This window comes from Ravibacter arvi, from assembly GCF_039540405.1.
GTDB lineage: Bacteria > Bacteroidota > Bacteroidia > Cytophagales > Spirosomataceae > Ravibacter > Ravibacter arvi.
Genome location: NZ_BAABEY010000033.1, coordinates 109,007 through 127,582, shown reverse-complemented (window position 1 = coordinate 127,582; position 18,576 = coordinate 109,007). Strand labels below are relative to the sequence as shown.

At 45.7% G+C, this 18,576-nt stretch carries 13 protein-coding genes, 1 tRNA gene and 2 pseudogenes; 9 read left to right on the top strand and 7 right to left on the bottom strand.

The window, feature by feature from the left end; all coding sequences use genetic code 11:
* Positions 1-164: 164 nt before the first annotated feature.
* From ABD852_RS19165 to ABD852_RS19150, 4 genes are all read left to right on the top strand, one after another.
* Entirely contained in the window at positions 165-1,184 is a 1,020-nt protein-coding gene (locus ABD852_RS19165; RefSeq protein ID WP_345031855.1) for a glycosyltransferase family 4 protein, read from the top strand.
* A gap of 13 nt (positions 1,185-1,197) precedes the next feature.
* On the top strand, positions 1,198-2,091 hold the full coding sequence (locus ABD852_RS19160) for a bestrophin family protein (protein WP_345031852.1): 894 nt from the start codon (positions 1,198-1,200) through the stop codon (positions 2,089-2,091).
* A gap of 723 nt (positions 2,092-2,814) precedes the next feature.
* Complete coding sequence (locus ABD852_RS19155; protein WP_345031851.1) at positions 2,815-3,096, top strand: hypothetical protein; 282 nt, start codon at positions 2,815-2,817, stop codon at positions 3,094-3,096.
* A 1,216-nt stretch (positions 3,097-4,312) separates the two neighbouring features.
* The gene (locus ABD852_RS19150) at positions 4,313-4,873 is read left to right on the top strand and encodes a helix-turn-helix domain-containing protein (protein WP_345031849.1); all 561 of its coding nucleotides are present in this window, start codon (positions 4,313-4,315) and stop codon (positions 4,871-4,873) included.
* Between the two features lie 59 nt (positions 4,874-4,932).
* On the opposite strand, the gene ABD852_RS19145 is transcribed toward ABD852_RS19150, so the two are convergent.
* The 4 genes and pseudogenes from ABD852_RS19145 to ABD852_RS19130 all read right to left on the bottom strand — a co-directional run.
* Entirely contained in the window at positions 4,933-5,280 is a 348-nt protein-coding gene (locus ABD852_RS19145) for a cupin domain-containing protein (protein WP_345031846.1), read from the bottom strand.
* A 167-nt stretch (positions 5,281-5,447) separates the two neighbouring features.
* Positions 5,448-5,888, bottom strand: a complete 441-nt coding sequence (locus tag ABD852_RS19140; RefSeq protein WP_345031843.1) for a sll1863 family stress response protein — start codon at positions 5,886-5,888, stop codon at positions 5,448-5,450.
* Positions 5,889-7,059: 1,171 nt separating this feature from the next.
* Positions 7,060-7,380, bottom strand: a complete 321-nt coding sequence (locus ABD852_RS19135; RefSeq protein WP_345031993.1) for a group II intron maturase-specific domain-containing protein — start codon at positions 7,378-7,380, stop codon at positions 7,060-7,062.
* A 114-nt stretch (positions 7,381-7,494) separates the two neighbouring features.
* Positions 7,495-8,148: pseudogene (locus tag ABD852_RS19130) on the bottom strand (reverse transcriptase domain-containing protein); the annotation flags it as partial.
* Between the two features lie 786 nt (positions 8,149-8,934).
* On the opposite strand from ABD852_RS19130, the gene ABD852_RS19125 reads away from it, so the two are divergent.
* The 4 genes and pseudogenes from ABD852_RS19125 to ABD852_RS23115 all read left to right on the top strand — a co-directional run.
* Positions 8,935-9,420, top strand: a complete 486-nt coding sequence (locus tag ABD852_RS19125; RefSeq protein WP_345031840.1) for a DUF4372 domain-containing protein — start codon at positions 8,935-8,937, stop codon at positions 9,418-9,420.
* A gap of 30 nt (positions 9,421-9,450) precedes the next feature.
* The gene (locus ABD852_RS19120; protein WP_345031838.1) at positions 9,451-9,969 is read left to right on the top strand and encodes an integrase core domain-containing protein; all 519 of its coding nucleotides are present in this window, start codon (positions 9,451-9,453) and stop codon (positions 9,967-9,969) included.
* A gap of 19 nt (positions 9,970-9,988) precedes the next feature.
* Positions 9,989-10,240 (top strand): hypothetical protein, encoded by a 252-nt coding sequence (locus ABD852_RS19115; RefSeq protein ID WP_345031835.1) that lies wholly within the window; start codon positions 9,989-9,991, stop codon positions 10,238-10,240.
* 1,191 nt (positions 10,241-11,431) lie between these two features.
* Positions 11,432-12,166 (top strand): annotated as a pseudogene (locus ABD852_RS23115) (recombinase family protein); the annotation flags it as partial.
* A 784-nt stretch (positions 12,167-12,950) separates the two neighbouring features.
* Here the strand turns inward: ABD852_RS23115 and ABD852_RS19110 are convergent.
* The 3 genes from ABD852_RS19110 to ABD852_RS19100 all read right to left on the bottom strand — a co-directional run bounded on the left by ABD852_RS19110 (position 12,951) and on the right by ABD852_RS19100 (position 14,746).
* A tRNA-Pro gene (locus ABD852_RS19110) sits at positions 12,951-13,024 on the bottom strand.
* A gap of 88 nt (positions 13,025-13,112) precedes the next feature.
* Positions 13,113-14,201: an NAD(P)-binding domain-containing protein gene (locus ABD852_RS19105; RefSeq protein ID WP_345031832.1), complete on the bottom strand. Its 1,089-nt coding sequence runs from the start codon at positions 14,199-14,201 to the stop codon at positions 13,113-13,115.
* Between the two features lie 110 nt (positions 14,202-14,311).
* Entirely contained in the window at positions 14,312-14,746 is a 435-nt protein-coding gene (locus tag ABD852_RS19100; RefSeq protein WP_345031829.1) for a DoxX family protein, read from the bottom strand.
* 423 nt (positions 14,747-15,169) lie between these two features.
* Here ABD852_RS19100 and ABD852_RS19095 point away from each other — a divergent pair, with 423 nt between their 5' ends.
* Positions 15,170-18,430 (top strand): HBL/NHE enterotoxin family protein, encoded by a 3,261-nt coding sequence (locus tag ABD852_RS19095; protein ID WP_345031827.1) that lies wholly within the window; start codon positions 15,170-15,172, stop codon positions 18,428-18,430.
* The last annotated feature ends 146 nt before the right edge of the window (positions 18,431-18,576 follow it).

The window sequence follows — 18,576 nt, the reverse complement described above, 5'->3', positions numbered from 1 at the left end:
CGGTATATCCAACCTGAAAGAAGTACATTACCTGGACGATAATGCCGGAACATTGCTGATGGTCAACCGGAACCAGGTAGCTGAGAGTACGCCGGCCTACCTATCCCCCATTTTACCGTATTGTAAGCATTCGAAGAAGTAACGAAAATGCAGACTGAGCTTTTATGAAAGTCGCCATTTTATCATCGATCGCCTGGCGAACGCCGCCCCGGCAATACGGCCCATGGGAGCAGGTCGCTTCTTATCTCACCGAAGGTCTTCACGAAAAAGGAGTTGATGTCACGCTTTTTGCGACGAAGGATTCTATCACCAAAGCCAGATTGGATGGAACAAGCGATTCGCCCTATGCCGAAGACAGGTATACGGACCCGAAAGTGGCCGAGTGCCTGCACATCAGTCACCTGATGGAAAAAGCCGGACAGTTTGATCTGATACACAATCATTTTGACTTTCTGCCCCTGACGTATTCAAGGCTTGTCAAGACTCCGATAGTAACCACTATCCATGGCTTTTCCTCGCCTAAAATCCTTGCTGTATACCAAAAGTACAATGCCGGAAACTCTTATGTTTCCATAAGTAATGCAGACCGTCATGAAAGCCTGGATTATATAGCCACGGTTTACAACGGGATTGAAAGCGCGGATTTCCCGTTTGAATCCAAGGTATCTGACTACCTGCTTTTTTGGGGCCGGATCCATCCCGATAAAGGTACTTATGAGGCCATCCAGATTGCTCGTCAGGCTGGAAAAACTTTAATATTAGCTGGTCTCATACAGGATGAAGTCTATTTTGATCAGGAAGTAAAGCCATTCATCGACGACAGATCGGTATTTTACATGGGCAATGTAGGGCCTGACCAGCGGAAAACGCTGCTGGGAAAAGCGTTGGCTTTGCTGCATCCGATCAGGTTTGAGGAACCCTTCGGATTGAGCGTGGCGGAGTCAATGTTTTGCGGCACGCCGGTAATTGCCTTTAATAGAGGATCCATGAGCGAACTTATTCAGGACGGGAAAACCGGGTTTCTGGTGTATACTGTTCACGAAGCTGTACAGGCCGTCACCAAGATCGGGCAGATCCAGCGGCAGGAATGCAGGCAATGGGCTCAAGCCATGTTTTCCAAAGAGAAAATGGTCAACAGCTATCTGGATGTTTATGATCAGGTGCTCAGCCGGCAATCATCTTAAACTCATAGAAATTGTGATACTTGAATCCCACATACCGTTTAAATACCTGATCAGCATCGTCAAATATGAGCTGATACTGGTTTTGTCATTAGGAATAATAACTCACGTTGGTGCATCGAAGTTCGATGAATTTCTTCCACCAATGCCTCTGACCATCCCAGCCTTCCTGGGCACGTCCATATCAGTACTCCTGTCTTTTAAAATGAACCAGTCCTATGACAGATGGTGGGAAGCAAGGAAGCTATGGGGGGCAATTACAAATGATTCAAGAAGCCTAGTTATCCAATTGCAATCGTTTGCGGGTCGTGATCATTTTCATATGATCCAAAAAATTTCCTATCGGCAAAATGCGTGGTGCTATTTATTAGGAAAATCTCTCCGGGGCAGTAGTTCTGCCGAAGGATTGCAACATTTACTGAGTGAAGATGATCAAGTGGAGATTTTAAAGCATAGCAACGGTCCTCTTGCATTGTTGCAGCTGACCTCAAAAGACATACAACTGTTGCGGCTGGACAATGCGATAGATGTGCACGCCCATATTCATTTGCAGGAAACGATTATTCGGCTTACTGATTCGATGGGCGGTACAGAGCGGATCAGCCGAACAGTTTTTCCGTCTAGCTACCGACTGGTATTGCATCTGATGATTTACCTCTTCGTCGTAACGCTGGCCATTTCGTTAAAAGCGATCAATAATGTATTGGCAATTCCCCTCTTGCTATTGATTTCCGTCGGGTTCTTCAGCATAGAAAAAATCGCATATCAGTTACAGGATCCATTTAAAAACCATCAAAGTGACATTCCTGTTACGGAAATAGCAAAAACATTAGAATTAAACACAAGGCAGTTGCTCGGAGAAGAGATAATACCATCCGGACAGACTTTAAACGATTATTTTATAATGTAGACAACCTGTCCTCCTCCGTCTTTTTCATGACGCGGGAGAGCCAATCTTTCCTAACTGTTCCCAATAAAGCAAAACAGTGCGTCTGGTTCTTTACGCCGGACCGTCCCTTCCTTTATAGACTGAGCTAAATCCGGACAAAGGTATTCTCATAGGTTATAGATGCCCGGCAAATATCTGTGGTGCCTGTAACCGGGGCCCTATAAGCAGACCGCGGGACGCTGGCTAAGGGAATATGCCCCTCGTCCGTAAATAATCAGGAAGTAAAAAGTAAGATCTATGTCTCACTGTCTGAACCATCGTAAAGGTTATGTACAGGATCAGGCAAACTACCGATAGAAACATCGGTTCCGGCCCTTCCATGCTGGTGGTATAGTTAGGGAGAATAAGACAACACAAGTATGGAGGTCAGTGTAACCAATGCTGCACTGACTCCCTGAAGACAAAATGCCTGTTCCTTATAATTCACTACCCCCACTACAATGCAGATACCGATAGTACCGGTAAGTATAATCATCACAGCCTAATGAAGAGTAGATCCGATTGCCGCGTATTGACAGATTGATACATGGGATATCTGCAATATATATACAGCAATATGTAATACCCCAGGAGCAACTATGTTTGACCTTTGCATCTCCGACACACTAGCTAAGTGCAAGCTGCATTAGTCAGGCATTGCCTTTTCTGGAAACCGGATCAATAAAGTCTAAACACATATTAGCGATGAGAGCAGGAAATATTTTTTTTAAATTATTCATGGCGGTTGCTTCAGGAATAGGAATAGGGTTCCTGTTAGCGCCAGCCAGGGCCACCAGAACAAGGAGAAGATTGCTGGATAAAGGGGAAGATTATCTTAAAGGGGTGACAGATGCTTATTGGCATTCTTTAACAGACCTGAAACATGCGCTGAACTCGGTTTCCAATCGGCAACCGAATCTGGGAACTGAGTTTTCTTCACTAAAGGAGGAAGGAGGGAAAGACACAACGAAAACAAATAACGTTTAAAAAGTCGGCACTTTTGAAGAAATAATGCCAAAGGTAACTTTAATGCAGGCCATACCAGGTCCGGCAAACCGCTTGTACCATAACGTACATGTCCGCTTCGCCGGAAAAGTTTGATATATTTAAGAAATCAAAGCAGGAATTACAATCGTAGGAATGAAATTTGACCAGTTTCGCATTAACTTACCAAAGCTCATGAAAAGGAAAAAGAGCCCTAGTGAAGTAAACTATTGCCCTGCCAAACAACTAATCAGGAGCTTGCGCTAATGGCTGAATACCTTACGAGGCAGGAAATCGGCGTTTTGAACGTCGGGATTTTCCGGCTCTTTATTCTTTAATTAGGAGAACGCATCTTAACATATATAGGTATGAAAAATCATAGACGCTTCTGGGTTTTACACCCAGGTTTATTTGCTATTGGGAGAGATTATACTGCATCTTGCCAAATGCGTGGCGGAAATCGTATTTATACTGTTGAGGTATGTGTTCCGATGCCGGTATGCCATGATACAAACCAACCTGTTGAAAGCATTACCAGCAACACCAGAAGTTGAATTGCAGCGGCTGACCAATGCCTGTTACGGCCGCCTAAGCGATTTGTGCATTGAGCCGGCTTTATTCTACATCGCGCCGGGCTCACTAAGAAAACGGTAGGCAACGTATATTTGTCTTTCAATCCCGGATAATCTTTATAATGTCACAAAAAGAATATCATGATGATAGCCTCCCGCTATGGAAACCGGGAATACCGTATAAATCTCCCTACCGTTACCCGGTTTTTATTTTTTTCGGCATACTCACCGGTAAAAAGCCGGATGATAGAACGCTTTTTATTGCAGCTTTATCCGCGGTTTTGGATAATATTAATCCTAAAAGTCGTTTTTTAAGCAGGCAATTAATTTCCTGAAGTAAGTTGACAAACCGCATATGGCCGTGGTAATAGCCAATCAGAGGCCAGGACCTGGAAGTAGGATATACATTTCGTCGGGGGAAAACGGTGCCTATAAGAGCACACCCCTCGCCGTCGCGAAATACTGTTTTCACTGGCTTGAGAAAACACTCCGTCATTCTCCTGTCTGCTGGCTATTGTCGCACGACGGGTGGAAAGGAGAAAAAGAATATACAAAGACCGGAGAGAATAACGTTTTTTAATTTTCGCTCAGTTTCCCACGCCCGATTTCATCGAAGAAAACTGATACTCACCCAATATAACGCACAGATGAAACTATATATCAAATACATGGTTAGCCTGCGCTGCAAACTGATGGTGAAGGAAGAGCTTAAAAAGCTGGGAATCAAGCATGCCGCCCTAGAACTCGGAATGGTTGAAACGCAGGAAGATATCACGCCGGAGCAACGAGAGCGCCTGAAAGAAAATCTGCACAGGTCGGGACTGGAGCTACTGGACGACAAAAAGAGCATCCTGATAGAAAGAATAAAAAATGCGATTGTGGAGATGATCCACTACGCTGACGAATTACCTAAAACTAACTATTCGGAGTATCTCAGCGAAAAACTGAATTACGACTATACCTACCTTTCCAATGTCTTTTCGGAAGTTAAAGGGATTACGATACAGCAGTTTATCATTATCCATAAAATAGAAAGGGTGAAAGAGCTTCTTCTATATGACGAACTCAACATAACCGAGATTTCCTATAAGCTCAATTACAGCAGTGTAGCACATTTGTCTAACCAGTTTAAGAAAGTCACCGGCCTCTCGCCTGCCTTCTACAAAAAGCTAAAACAGAAACGCAAGGACAATCTTGAAAATATTTGAATTTTTCATTCGCAAGTATTCCGTCTGTCAGCTACTGTCAGTACAATGCCCATTTCTCATCAGACCAGGTCTTCGTAGCCGCTTTTAATAACGGTCGATATCATCTTGAATCTGACATTGGCTTTAATCGTGTTGCGTGAATGGGCCGGAATGATGATAGACTGACCCGTATCCAATATATTGGCTTTATCCTCGATTATAACTTCCGCTTTTCCTTCTATAACCTGGATAAAGGTATCAAAGGGGGAAGTTTTCTCAGTCATCGCTTCGCCGGAGTCAAATGACACTACGTTGACATTACCTGTCGTTTTTCTAAGGATAGTTTTGATTACCACTGAATTAGGTATGTATTCCAGGATTTCCACAATGATGAAAGTCTTTGATTTCTCTAGTTCGGAATTTTCCATTGGACAGAAATTTAAATAAGGAAAGAAGAGGCAGGTTAGGTTCCTGCTCTTCTGATTATTAAATGTTAACAGCTATGTATATTGCTGATAGTGGTGTAGAGTGTTTAACGGCGGTATAGAATATCTACATTTTATCCAATAAATCATATTCTTTATGATTGACACTTTTATTTGATATTTTTAGCTTCAATGTTCTTAAGTGCCTCACCAATTTTATCCATGTCATGACTAAATTTCGCTTTGAACACTTTCCATTTCTCTTCTCCTTCAGCTTGATATTCATTTATCACATTTTTCATTTCAAGGTTTTTCCGCTCAAGCTCATCTATATTTTTTTTATAGGCCGACCTAACATCAGCACTTTGTTCATTAATAACTTTTTTTAGATCAAAAATACTCCGATCATTGATTGCAATATCTTCTATTACCTCCTTCCGATAACTTTCCAGATCTGTCAGGTACTCTTTATTCGCAATTTCAAGATCCTTGTTTGCTGATATTAAGTTTCTCTCAGATTTCCTTAACTTGTTTTCAGAAGTTTTGCACCCAGTAGAAATTACATTCGCTATCATAACAAATGCAAAAATATTTAAAATTGAATTTTTCATAGCTTTGATCTATTTAGTAAATAATAAAAATGAGATATTTTTTTACTAATGATACCAAATATTCCGATAGTGGGTATTACCCAGAATACACTTACCTGGACAATGATATTCTTAAAATTCGACTTTTTTTACGAGAATAAATCCTCAATTTTTTATTACAAAGTCATTTAATGAAGTCTCACCATAAGCCTCATATTGTATTGAATTATCAAACTCGTTACAAAGAGCAAATGCAGCCATTTTGCTATTTTATTAATTGTATCGTCGAATATGTTTTCAGACATCTTGAAACTGGTAGGTGGTCCAATTTCTATATAAATCAGTTATTAAATTTTGCTTTAGTATCATCGATACATTTAAATATATTTTTTTGAAATATATTTTTTTACTCAATTATTAATTTTTACTGTTTGGATATAAAAGGAACAAATGTTTTACGAATAAGGTATTGCCAGAATCAAATTTCTGCAAATCGAGAATATGATATTGGACTGAGCATTTGAATTTATATTGTCGCCGGAATAGTCACTTATATTTGTTTATAAAATTAACTTAATCGATCATTCCAAAATTTATCTACCTTTTGATTCATACGTCCAGAAAACATACTAAAAGTTATTTTAGCTCTTTTTGTGAACATTTTTAGTTTATTTGTTATCCTTATTCGTGCTCTATTAATAATGCTATCGATAGCTATTATTTCAGTAATCATATTTCCAATATTCATAGCACAATAATTTATAAATTTATCTTAACATTTCGCCAAATACAACATATATATGTCATAAATGTATTCAAATAATACTTCCTATTGAATATCTTTATTAATATACATAAATAACAAAATATTTATTTACTATTACCTTGCAAAGGTCGAGTCATACAGGGCGAAAATCATTACATAGAAGTCGGTAATATTTACATAAATCGCAGGTGTTCACCCCGAGGTGGTTGGCAAAAAGAAACACGATTCCGGTCGCAATATAGTATAATGCAACACAACAGTCTAAAACGCTTTTTTAGTGTAAAAAAATGGGGTATCCAACCTTTATGGGCGACTTTCGAGTTTTCTGTCGAGTAGGTAAGGGGAATTTCACGCCAAACCTCTCACAGCACCGTACGGGGACGCCTAGTCGTGATACTCTCGCATCATACGGCGCTTCCGGATCAGCTACCTCCTACCCACCAACGTTGGTGGTGTCAAATGCCAGTGGGACATCAGGTTCGGCCTGTTTTGATAGACCGTAATAAGCCAGTCGATGGCCTTGTACTTACCGATTTTCTTGATTTTCACCACCCATTCTATCACTTTCCGCTGAAGGTACCACCAGATTCCGACTGTAGTCCATTTGTTGAACTTGCAATAGTAATTGATCCAACCTCTGACCGGTACGTTTATTTTCTCGGCCAGTTGTTGGATATTACCCTGGAATTTCCGGATGGGCATTTTGCGGATTTTCCCTCTCACATCCAGTTTGGACGAATGACTCATACACGCGGCAGTTAGTAACTTGAGTCCATGCTTGGTTAGACTTAGTTTCGGCCTGAGCGTATACCCTAGAAAATTGTAGCTCACCTTTTGATGCGCTCGCTCGGCGTTTTGTTCGTTCTTGCAGTACACGACGTGGGTCTTGCCTTCGTTGATTTCCAGTTTACACTCCGCCATGCGGCCAATTACTTTGCTTTTGAGGTAAAGAGCTTGCTTTTGACTTCTGCAGTGAATCACAATGTCGTCACAATAGCGCTCGAAGCGAACTTTAGGAGAGAGTGTATTTCCATCCATTTATCGAACGCGAAGTGAAGGCAGATGTTGGCCAGCAGGGCGCTGACCACACCTCCCTGAGGCGTACCCGAGGTACGGCTTATAATTTGGCCGTCCTGCTTTTGCATGCCCGCTTTCAGCCATCTTTTCAACATACATCAGTACCCACTTTTCAGTCGTGTAACGCTTTAGCCCTTTCATCATCAGCTCATGATCCAGGTTGTCGAAGAGCCCTTTAATGTCCAGATCGATCACCCAACCGATGAACGCGCTCCTTTTAAGGGATTGGGTTACGGCTTGATGGGCGTTCTTGCCCGGACGGTACCCGTAGCTGTCCCGGTGGAATGACGGATCCACTTTCGGTTCCAGGTAATTCCTCACCACCTGCTGGGCTACCCGATCTTCTAACGTCGGAATGCCTGGTACGCGCTGTCCCCCTGACTTTTTAGGTATCGCTACCTCCCTTACCGGTTTTGGACAGTAAGATCCCGAAGTCATTCGGTTCCATAGCTTGTAGGCATTTCCCGTTAGTTTTTCTTCATAGTCAGCAATGCTCACACCGTCGATTCCCGCTGCTCCATTGTTCGCTTTGACTGCTTTAAACGCCTCTAACACCCATTTCCATGGTGACAGGATATTGCTTTGTCTTAAAATAATCAATCATCCCGGTTAAGGTTGTCGGTTAATTTAATACTGATCCGGTCTGACCCTTCGCTCCCTTTGCCATTACAGCAAGTTCATCGCTACTACGATCAGATCCGCCCCCATACAGGTCATCGATATTCGCCTCACGGGATCGCCGCTTGCGCTTTCTCTTCTCCTACCTGCATGAGTTCCCTTGTTCCGTTAGAATGCCTGAAACGGCGTCCTGCTATCTTTACACCGCCTGCCGTTTAGCCCGCGTCAGGTTACTGCTGCTAAACCTTGCTCCCGGCTGCGAATGAATCCACCCGGTTTTGACAGGGTCTTGGGACATATCGATGTTTTATCATGATAGTTTACTTTCGTTCAGCTCACTGTATCACACCTGACAGGCCAACCTGCCTTTTCTTTATCGCTTGAGTACCCATCTTTTTCAAGAAAAGCACCATAAAGTGGTTTGAAAGATCTGCCTGTCAACTCTTTCGGTGGGCCCACCACCATCATTCTAACAGCCCGCGATTCGCACCGCTGCAAGGCACACTCACATCTGTCCAAAATAAATTCTGAGGAAGCATAGAAAAGGGAGACTCTCACCCTAAAGTGTTAGGTTGTAGTTGCAAAACATAACCAAAGAGTCTCCGAATGAGAAAAATATCACTTTTCAGTCAAATGCTAAGCTTGATTCCCCGAGATAAGTTCGACCGCCTGGTCTCCAAGCATGCTTCTGACAAGCATCAGAAGGGGATTACCTCTTGGACGCATCTGGTGGCCATGTTATTCTGTCACATTGGCGGTGCGGCTTCGGTGCGTGACATCAGTAACGGACTTACCAGTACGACAGGTAATTTATCTCATATGGGAATAGGCCGAGTTCCCAGTAAGTCGAGCTTGTCCTACATCAATAAAAATCGAACACCGGAATTATTCAAAGCCGTCTATTTTATGCTCTTGGAGTATTTAAGTGGTACTCATAAATTTTCCAGATCCGGCTTAACAAGACTAAAAAGGAAGGTTTTTTTAGCCGATGCAAGTGTTATCCCCCTATGCCTGAAGGTTTTCGACTGGCCGTCCGCGACTGGGCGTGCTATCGAAGCCAAAAAGGGAAGCGTAGATTGCCATCACGGGTAAAACAACCGCTGGTTCAGCCTACGCAGGTGAATGATACCTGGAACGGTCCGCCGTAGCGGCTTGGACTTTATGAGTGATTCTATGATTGGCAATCGCAAATTCAGGACGTTCAACGTGATCGATGACTGCTCTCGTGAGGTCTTGGCTATAGAAGTGGATACTTCACTTTCTTCGAAGCGAATTATCAGAACTTTGAACCGGGTTGGTGAAAACATAGGATTTCCCAAAGCAATCCGATCAGATAATGGGCCAGAGTTCACATCTAAGGAATTCACGATTTGGTGTGAGGATAATGGAATCCAAACCAAGTATATACAGCCGGGAAAACCAACTCAGAATGGCTACATAGAAAGGTTCAATAGACTGTACCGTGAAGCAGTATTAGACGCATATCTATTTTTCGACCTGGATCAGGTTAGGCATTTAACCGATGAATGGATCGAAGAGTACAACCAGCGGCGACCACACGAAGGACTTGGAAATTTCACGCCATCTGAATGGAAGGGCTTGCTGATGAAAAGAAAAATTCAACAAGAGATGACTGTCTGAAAAACGGGGTACATACAACATGAAGATCAAATCCTTCGTGGGCGCCTCGGAGAATGCAGTATTGATCCAAATCTGGACTGCTATGATAGCGATGCTCCTGCTTAAATACCCCAAAGAGAAGGCACAATACGAATGGCACCTTTCTAACTTAGTAACCTTTGTCCGATTGAACTTATTCGTGAAGATCGAATTGATGAAATGGCTCAACAATCCGTTTTACAGGCTTGCCAGGCACGCCGAAAGGCGGCAACTGCGTATACAATACGGATAAACAGGGGGGGATTTGGAAAGTCGACTAAAAAGAGCATTGGTAGACTCAAATCTTCTTTTTTTAGATTTGTTAAAAACGTTTTGGACAGGAGTGAGTTTTCTTCTAAAATATAGCTATACCTTATACGTAGTTGATCGATTTTGTAGAAAGTACTTTCAAACACGGAGTTCAGAGTCAGCAAAAGGGTTTTGGGTCAACCTCGACATTTCGACAGAAGAAAATTTCCTTCATATGTGCGTAGCAAACTGCAAACCTGCAATCCGGAAGTCGTCCTGCAGGCGGCTTAGGGCTGGCCAATACCCGCAGGAGGCTTTTGTCTCTTTATCCGGATCACCAGCTGACCATTCAGGATGAATCTGAAAAATTCAGGGTTGTTCTTCAGATCCGATTGTCAGAACTCTCCCGAAATCAGGCGAACTGATCCGACTGCCGAATGCTCACTTTAGAAGTCCATCCGATATTTGCGTGCATAAACGTCCAAAATCCATAGTAGATAGTAATTGCGACCTTCACCGTGGCTCCCAACAAAAGGGTGTTGAAGGTGGCGAAAGAATAGTATTGGACAATATTACAGAGAAATATATCAAGCATTACTTGTCCGAATTTTAATCCTGTATAGTAAAGCCCGATAAGCTCGGTTATCTTTGCCTTGAGTTTATCTATGGAAGGAACAGACGAGAGGTTGGTATTGAACAGCTAAACCAGAGCCTTATCAGGGTGAAAAAATTAGGCACTGAGCCGCTGTTAAAGTAAACAGGCTAAAGTATGGTCCGCAAGTACCGTGCTTAACCAACTATCCTCCAAACTAGCCAACGACGAGGCTTCTTATCAAAGGCCTTAATTGAAAAACCCTCTCTCAAAGAGAATCCTGGATGTACCATCGGGATTCAAGCAACATATGAATTAACCAGGTTAGGTCCCCGGCGTTAGTTTTCTTATCTATAACCTGATGGCCAAATATTAAAAACACGTGTTTCTTTAGACAAAAGAAAAAGCCTTTTGTCTAAAGAAACAAAGAGCACATCAAACTGTAACTACCTGTTAATAAACAAGATAATTTTCTCTGATCTTGAAATTCATGAAAAAGATCGCTAACATCGTAGTGAAAAAAACTGCGGATGTGGTTTAACCGCTATCCCTCCCGCCCAACCGGCGGTTTTTATACTTCTATACTTACAAACGAACCATTCCATGAAAAAAGCTGATTTATATATTAGGGTAAGCACTGACGAGCAAGCCGACAAAGGGTATTCCCGGCGTTATCAGGAGGAAATGCTCAGGAAATACTGTGATGTTAACCGGATTTCCATTCGTCAAGTCATCTTCGAAGATCATTCGGCTAAAACATTCCATCGCCCCAAATGGAAAGCCTACCTGTCGGACCTCCGGAAAAATAAGGGCAAAAGTGACCTGGTCCTCTTCCTCAAATGGGACCGCTTCAGTCGGAATGCGGGCGATGCCTATCAGATGATCAGTACATTGCGAAAACTGGGTGTAGAGCCACAGGCGATTGATCAACCCCTGGATCTTTCCGTACCGGAGAATAAAATGATGCTGGCCTTCTACCTTGCTGCTCCGGAGGTCGAAAACGATAGGAGAGCGCTGAACGTTATCCACGGAATGCGCAGGGCCCGGAAAGAAGGGCGTTATATGGGGCTGGCCCCGATAGGATATATCAACAAGACCGATGAAACCGGAAGAAAATACATTGCCCCCGATGAACCCTTGGCCACAATAATTCAATGGTCATTCAGCGAAATTGCCCGAGGGGTCTATAATACGGAACAGGTTTATAAAATGGCTAAAAGAAAAGGGTTCACCGGTGTCAAAAGCCTGTTCTGGTTTGCGGTCCGCAACCCCGTTTACTGTGGGAAGATATTCATCCCAAAATATAAAGAAGAAGAAAGCAGGTTTGTCAAGGGCCTGCATGATCCGTTAATTAGCGAAGATCTCTTCTACAGGGTCCAAGACGTCCTGGATGGCAGAAAGAAAAGGCAATTTCAGCTAAAGGTGGTGGCTAACGAAAATCTTCCATTGAGAGGTTTCCTGGTCTGTCCCAAATGCGGGCGCGTACTGACTGGCAGTGCCTCCAAAGGTAATACAAAGCACTATGCGTATTATCATTGCTACCTGGGATGTAATTTCAGGTTCAGGGCCGACAACGCCAATTCCCAGTTCTGTTCCATCCTCAAAAAGTATGTCCCTCGTCAGGAGATGATTGAACTTTATAAGGTGGTCCTACAGCAGACATGGAAAGGCCAGACAACCCACTTATCCAATGACAAAAAGCAAATAGAAAAACAGATTGAAGAACTAAAAGCGAAAATTTCCTACATCCGGGAGCTGCTTTCCTCCCGGCAAATCGAGCCGGAGGACTACAGGGAAATGAAATCCGAATATGCAGATAAGCTGGATAGGCTTGAAGCCCGGCTTAAAGGAGCGGCCAACAACAACGAGACAAACTTCGAACAACTATTGAATGCGGGGTTGAATAACCTGCTAAAGCTCGATTATGTCTATCAAAAAGCCGATATGCCGAGGAAGCAGGAGATAATAAGTTCGATATTTCCCGAAAAATTGCATTTTGAAAATGAGACAGTTCGAACTTTTAAAGTCAACGAAGTAGTCAATGCTATCTATCTGATAGACAACAACTTGCAAGTAAATAAAAAAGGACAAAACGAAAAAAAATCCGTTTTGTCCTCTCAAGTCGGGATGACAGGATTCGAACCTGCGACCTCGTCGTCCCGAACGACGCGCGCTACCGGGCTGCGCTACATCCCGTTTCGGAATCGGGTCGGCAAAAATAACAAAAGTTGAAAATATAGCCCGACTTTACACAAGTATTTTGCGGAAAATATCGCGATCCCGCTTAAGACATCCCCAATGTTGCCATCAATTCCGCTACAGCAGCCCTGCCTGCGCGGTTCGCACCGATGGTCGACGCTGAGGGCCCGTAACCAATCATATGAATGTGCGGATCCTTCGCCACCTGGGTGGCAAGCCTGCCGGTCATGATAATTCCCCCGCCTTCTTCACGAAGCATCAATGGCGTCAGGTGGTCAAGCGAACTCCTGAACCCTGTGCACCAGAGTATCACATCAGCGTCAATTTCACGGCCATCCGCCCACCTGACTCCGGTTTTGGTAATTTCACTGAACATAGGAAGACGGTTCAGTACACCGCGGGCCCGCATTGCGTTAATTGCCGGGGTAACCGGCAAACCAGTCACCGACACAACCGAACCGGGGGGCAGGCCGCGCCGGACCCGGTCTTCCACAATCGCTACTGCGTCCCGGCCAGCTGATTCATCAAATGGCCCCTCCCGGAACAAAGGCGGCTTCCGCGACACCCACGTGGTGCCTGCAACACGCGAGACCTCATCAAGCAGCTGTATGGCGGAAATACCTGCTCCAACAATCACTACCTGTTTTCCGGCAAAAACATCGGCCGTCCGGTAGTCCTTCGTATGCAGCTGTATGCCCTCGAAGAGCGCCGCGCCGGGGTATTCCGGAATATAGGGAGTTTCCCAGGTACCTGTGGCATTGATCAGTCCCTCTGCCGAGTACATTCCACGATCGGTCTCCACCCTGAACCTTCCGTCTCTCCGGCAAACCACTGACACTTTTACCGGCCGGAAAACAGAAATACCAAATGTGTTTTCATAAACATCAAAATAATGCGGCACGGCTACGCTCGCTCTCACATTCGTATGGTCGTTCTCCAGCGTATCGCCAAATGGCAGTCCCGGCAAGTCATGCACCCGGTTCACCGTGCTGAGCGTAAGCGACGGCCACCGGTACTGCCAGGCGCCGCCGGGCTGCGGCGACTGGTCCAGGATTACGAAATCCTTTCCGGGTACCAACCCCTTCTGGCGCAGGTAATAAGCAGCCGATAGCCCGGCTTGTCCCGCGCCGATCACCACAATGCGGGTTTTGAATATCAAAGTCGTTTTGCCCATGGAAAACCTTTATCAGAACCTCGATTTATAGTCTAAACCCGTTAAGTCCTGATATAGTTTCCGGCACCTTAAATCGCTGCCGCCCTGCCCGGAAAAAGCCGCAGGGCGAATCACGACGGGTGCCTCCGCATCCAGTCGTCCATTGACATGCGCCCGGATCCTACAATGTAAAAAAGTAAGGTGAGAAACAGGCATAAAAGTGAAATCCAAAGCTCTGAATTGAGATAAGAAAACCCCTGTCGAATGTTTACGAAAAAAACCGCAACCACCAGGATTGGGATCTGTACCAGGCAGGCAAAACGGGTCAACAGCCCGAATGCGATCAAAAAACCACCGAAAATATGGGCAAACGCCACATAGTGAACCGCAACCACAGGCCAGAAATCAATCCTTAAACCGCTTACCAGCTCGGTGAGCCGCGTAGTATCTGAAATAAAGCCGATCCCTTTTGCAAAAAGGAATACGCCTAATCCTATACGGACGACATCAAGCCATGCCGGATGGTGCCTATCGCCCCAATACTCGAGTCTCTGAAAAACGTTCATGACATTAAGGCTTTTTTTATTTGAAATATACAAGTAAAGTGTCAAATAATCAAATACCCAGATCTATATTTACCGCAACTCCCCATCCATTTTTCAGTTTTCAGCTTACATACCCCCTACCTCCAAAGCGACCGGATAATAATTCCCCTTGGTTTTACCGCCATATCTTCCAATATTCGCAAGAGTTCGCCGCCATATTCTCTTTGTAATTGCCTGCGAAACGTCAACGTTATAGAAAATTGAACCCGACCTGTCCGTGCTTATGATTTTTTTAATCGCTTCCGTTTTACCCGGAATTACCTGGTAACACTGCATCACCTGCTTAAGTAACCTGCTGAACACAACAGTGTTCGGGATGAAGCACGTGCCTGTACGCACATGATTAACCGTTTATTGTTTTACCAAATCTCAATTACTCAACTTATGAAAACGTACGATTCCGCCGAAGCCCTGCTGGAAAGAGGGCCGCTTTCGGCGCGTTTTGCCCGTCTGCTCTCAGATCGGGAAGACTCATCACTGAGTCTTGCTCCCAAAGAAAGTTTCAGGCAGGACCAAAAGGACGCGCTCAGTGCAGTGGCCATTCTCGACGTCTCCTGCGGTGCAATCCTGGCGCAGCCCATCTTCGACAAACTGAAAGCCGTGCCCAATCTGCAGGCGCACCAGCAAACCAGCAAAACGCTCGCAGAAAGCTGGCGCTCTGAAGTAAGGCCCAAATTGTTTAAGGTCAACGACACCATTATTAATTTCGGTACGGAATTCGGCGCCCTGTACCAACCCCTTTTGGAGCGAGCGGAGCTGCTTAACAATCCCGAAAAGGCAAAGGATGCCCAGGCCGAACTCATAGAAGGGTTGATCGAGTTGCTTGACCTCATAAAACTTCAGCAGAAGGATGTCAGCGAAGCAAAAAATAAAATCGCTGCGCTCTCAACTGCAATCCTCAAAAACCAGGCCGATATTAATGGGGACCTGACTTTGATTGAGTCGTCTTACCAGGGGGACAAAGGAATATTGGCCGACAAAAAACGGCTGATCGAAAGCTGCGAGAAAGCCATGAACCGGGACCTGGCCATCATCGGCGCCGGCGCCACAGGAGCCGTTGTCGGCGGGCTTGTACTCGCGGTCGGTGTTTTTCTCTGGGTAGAGTCTGCCGGTGGCAGCACGCCCGTTATCGTAATCGGTCTGGCCATGATCGGTGCAGGAGCAGGTGCAGCCGGGTATGGGATCTACGACTATAACAAGTCCTCATCCCAGAAAGCCGACGCGCTCCGGGAAGTTGCCGTACTTGACGCGCAAATTGCGGTAGCCACTTCCTTAAAAGGCTCTGTTACCGGCCTGCTCACGCATTTGCAGAATGCCGACGCCGCACTCAGCAAACTCAATGATGCCTGGGGAGTGCTCGAACGGGATTACAACAACCTGATCGATGCGCTGCGCAAAACCCAGGGCAGCGTCGACAAAACCAAGCCTTTGGCGTTTATTGTAAAGGCGAACCTGGAGGCCTCGAAGAAGCACTGGGATGAACTGCTTTCCGACGCCAAAACGATCAAGCAGAACCTGCTTGCCCCGATAAAGGTAGATACCAAAGCGCTTGACACCAGCGACGGTAAAACCCCTAAATTCCCGGACGTCCCGACGGAGGCGCCCCGCCTGCACGCCAGCGCAAGAATGGCAGTTGCCCCGGCGGCCGCTGAACTATCGCTTGCAGGTATTTCCGCTATTTCCGAGTCTGCCTACCGGCCCTGGATTGAGAGTACTGCACAATCGCTCCTTGGATTGCAGCAGGAGATCAACGCGCTCAGGCAGCGAACCGAGATACCGGATGACGTTTCGAGAAGCCAGCAAAGCCTGGGCCACCTCTCCGAACCCGCGCTCCGATCTGCCAATGCATTCCTGGACGTGAATGAAGCACTCTCCGGGCAATCGCCTGTGCTGAAAGAAACCGCAGCGCTCTCCGACGCCGACCTCATGCATGCGGCTCCCGCATTGCTCCAGAAAATAGAATTGTTAACAAACAAAGCTTCCGAGGTAGGAAAAGAAGCCTTTGAACGTACCCTTGCGCTCGATAACGAGATAGACCGCCTGGATGGGGCCCTTCAGGGCTGGCTCGATAGGATGCGTGCCGAAAAACGCTACGATGAATCCAAGCTGGCGGATGCGGTAAGGCTCAAAAAGGACGCAGAATCAAGGAAAAGCAGCATCAAAAAAGACTTCTGGGCATGTTTGGTCGGACCACTCGTTTGCGCGGCCATCGCGATAGAGGTAGCGGTCCGTATCCGGAATGCGCAATCTGAAATCAACGGTTACAACCAAACCATTCAGGACCTTGACAAGTCACTTTCAACGCTGCTGCAAACCACCAATACGACCACCGCGCTAACCCTCAACGCGGCTGCGCTCGGAAAGAGTATCGACGGGGGCCTGAAAGCGATCACGGTTATCCGGAATACCATTGAAAGTATCCGGACAGAGGCCAGTCATACGCCGTTTATTCTCCGTGCCCGGCTCCAGGCGCTGGCTGAGCAATTGCGGGGTGTTGCCAATGTAAAGATGATGAAATCAGGGAATATGCTGTTTGCCAAAACAGTCGGCAAAGACGAGCCGGCGGACGCATTGGAAGACCATCTTCAGACACTTTTTGCATCTTCCCTGCTGATCCATTCCTCTGCGGGAATTATCTCGAAACAACCCAAACTGGTGCATGTAGAGAACTTACTGAGGGAAAACCAGGCCCAGCTTGCCGGCCACAGCCTGGAATGGGTCACCAACTCCTATCACAAAGTGCTCGGCCAGTTCTCCAGTCTGAAGGCGATAGGGCGCGATTTCTCCGCCCTCGGCGCTGAGGTCGTCCGGAAAATAGACAACCGGGAAATGGACGAGGCAGTTAGCGGGCTCGAGGCCATGGTTGAATCCCTCGGCACGTTTGGCAATACCAGGACCGGGGGAGGATCGCTTCATCCGGATACGGTGGCACTGACCATCTTCTTGGAGAACATTAAAAACGACCAGATTATTTTCGGAATCGTAGAAGAAATAATCCATAACCAGTTTGAAGGCGACAAAGGCGTTCTCGCGGAACTGGAGGCGGCCGAAAAAATATATGCCGAAGCGGTCAGCGCAGCCCTGGAGGAACTCGTGTACAATTCGACGCGCGTGATCGGAGAGCACCTGGTCCTGGGGATCGTGCTGGGAATAACCATTGCGGTCGGCCAGATTGAACTGGTCGCCGTGGAAGGACCCACTGTCATGTACCTCATCAAAAAAGGCACCAATATCGTTTTGAAAAAAGGGAGCGAAGCGGCCGGCTCTGCCGTAAAAGACAAGATTTCCAAAATCGAAAGCCGTGGAAATGATGTCGGTGAATATATAGAAGCCAGGAATGAAAATTTGAGAAAGCTCTGTCTCACCAAATCGGATCTGTCTGTTCTGAAGGTGTTGGTAAACGACGTAAAAACAATTTCCAGGAACAGCCAGATTGCTGTCAACCAGATCGGCCAGATCAGGAGCGACGTTTCAAGGGACATTGACGAGCTGAACTACGTCAAGTTCGGTATCCAGGGAACCAGCGCAGCAAAAGCAAAAGAACGTCTTGGTCTGCTGGTTCAAAAATGGGGAACCGTCAGCCAGCTCGCGCAACGGCTGGAGGAAAGCTATCTGGAAAGCAAGCAAACCGCGCCTGTTGCTTAGAAGGTACCTTCTTGAACGGAACGCAGTGCAATCGGTTGTTTACATTGCGTTCCGTTACCATTGACAACAATGTGGATAGGCGTTCCGACCGGGGCGTCATCACCGCAGCGGAATGGAGAGGATGCCTCTCCAGTTAGTAGTACCCG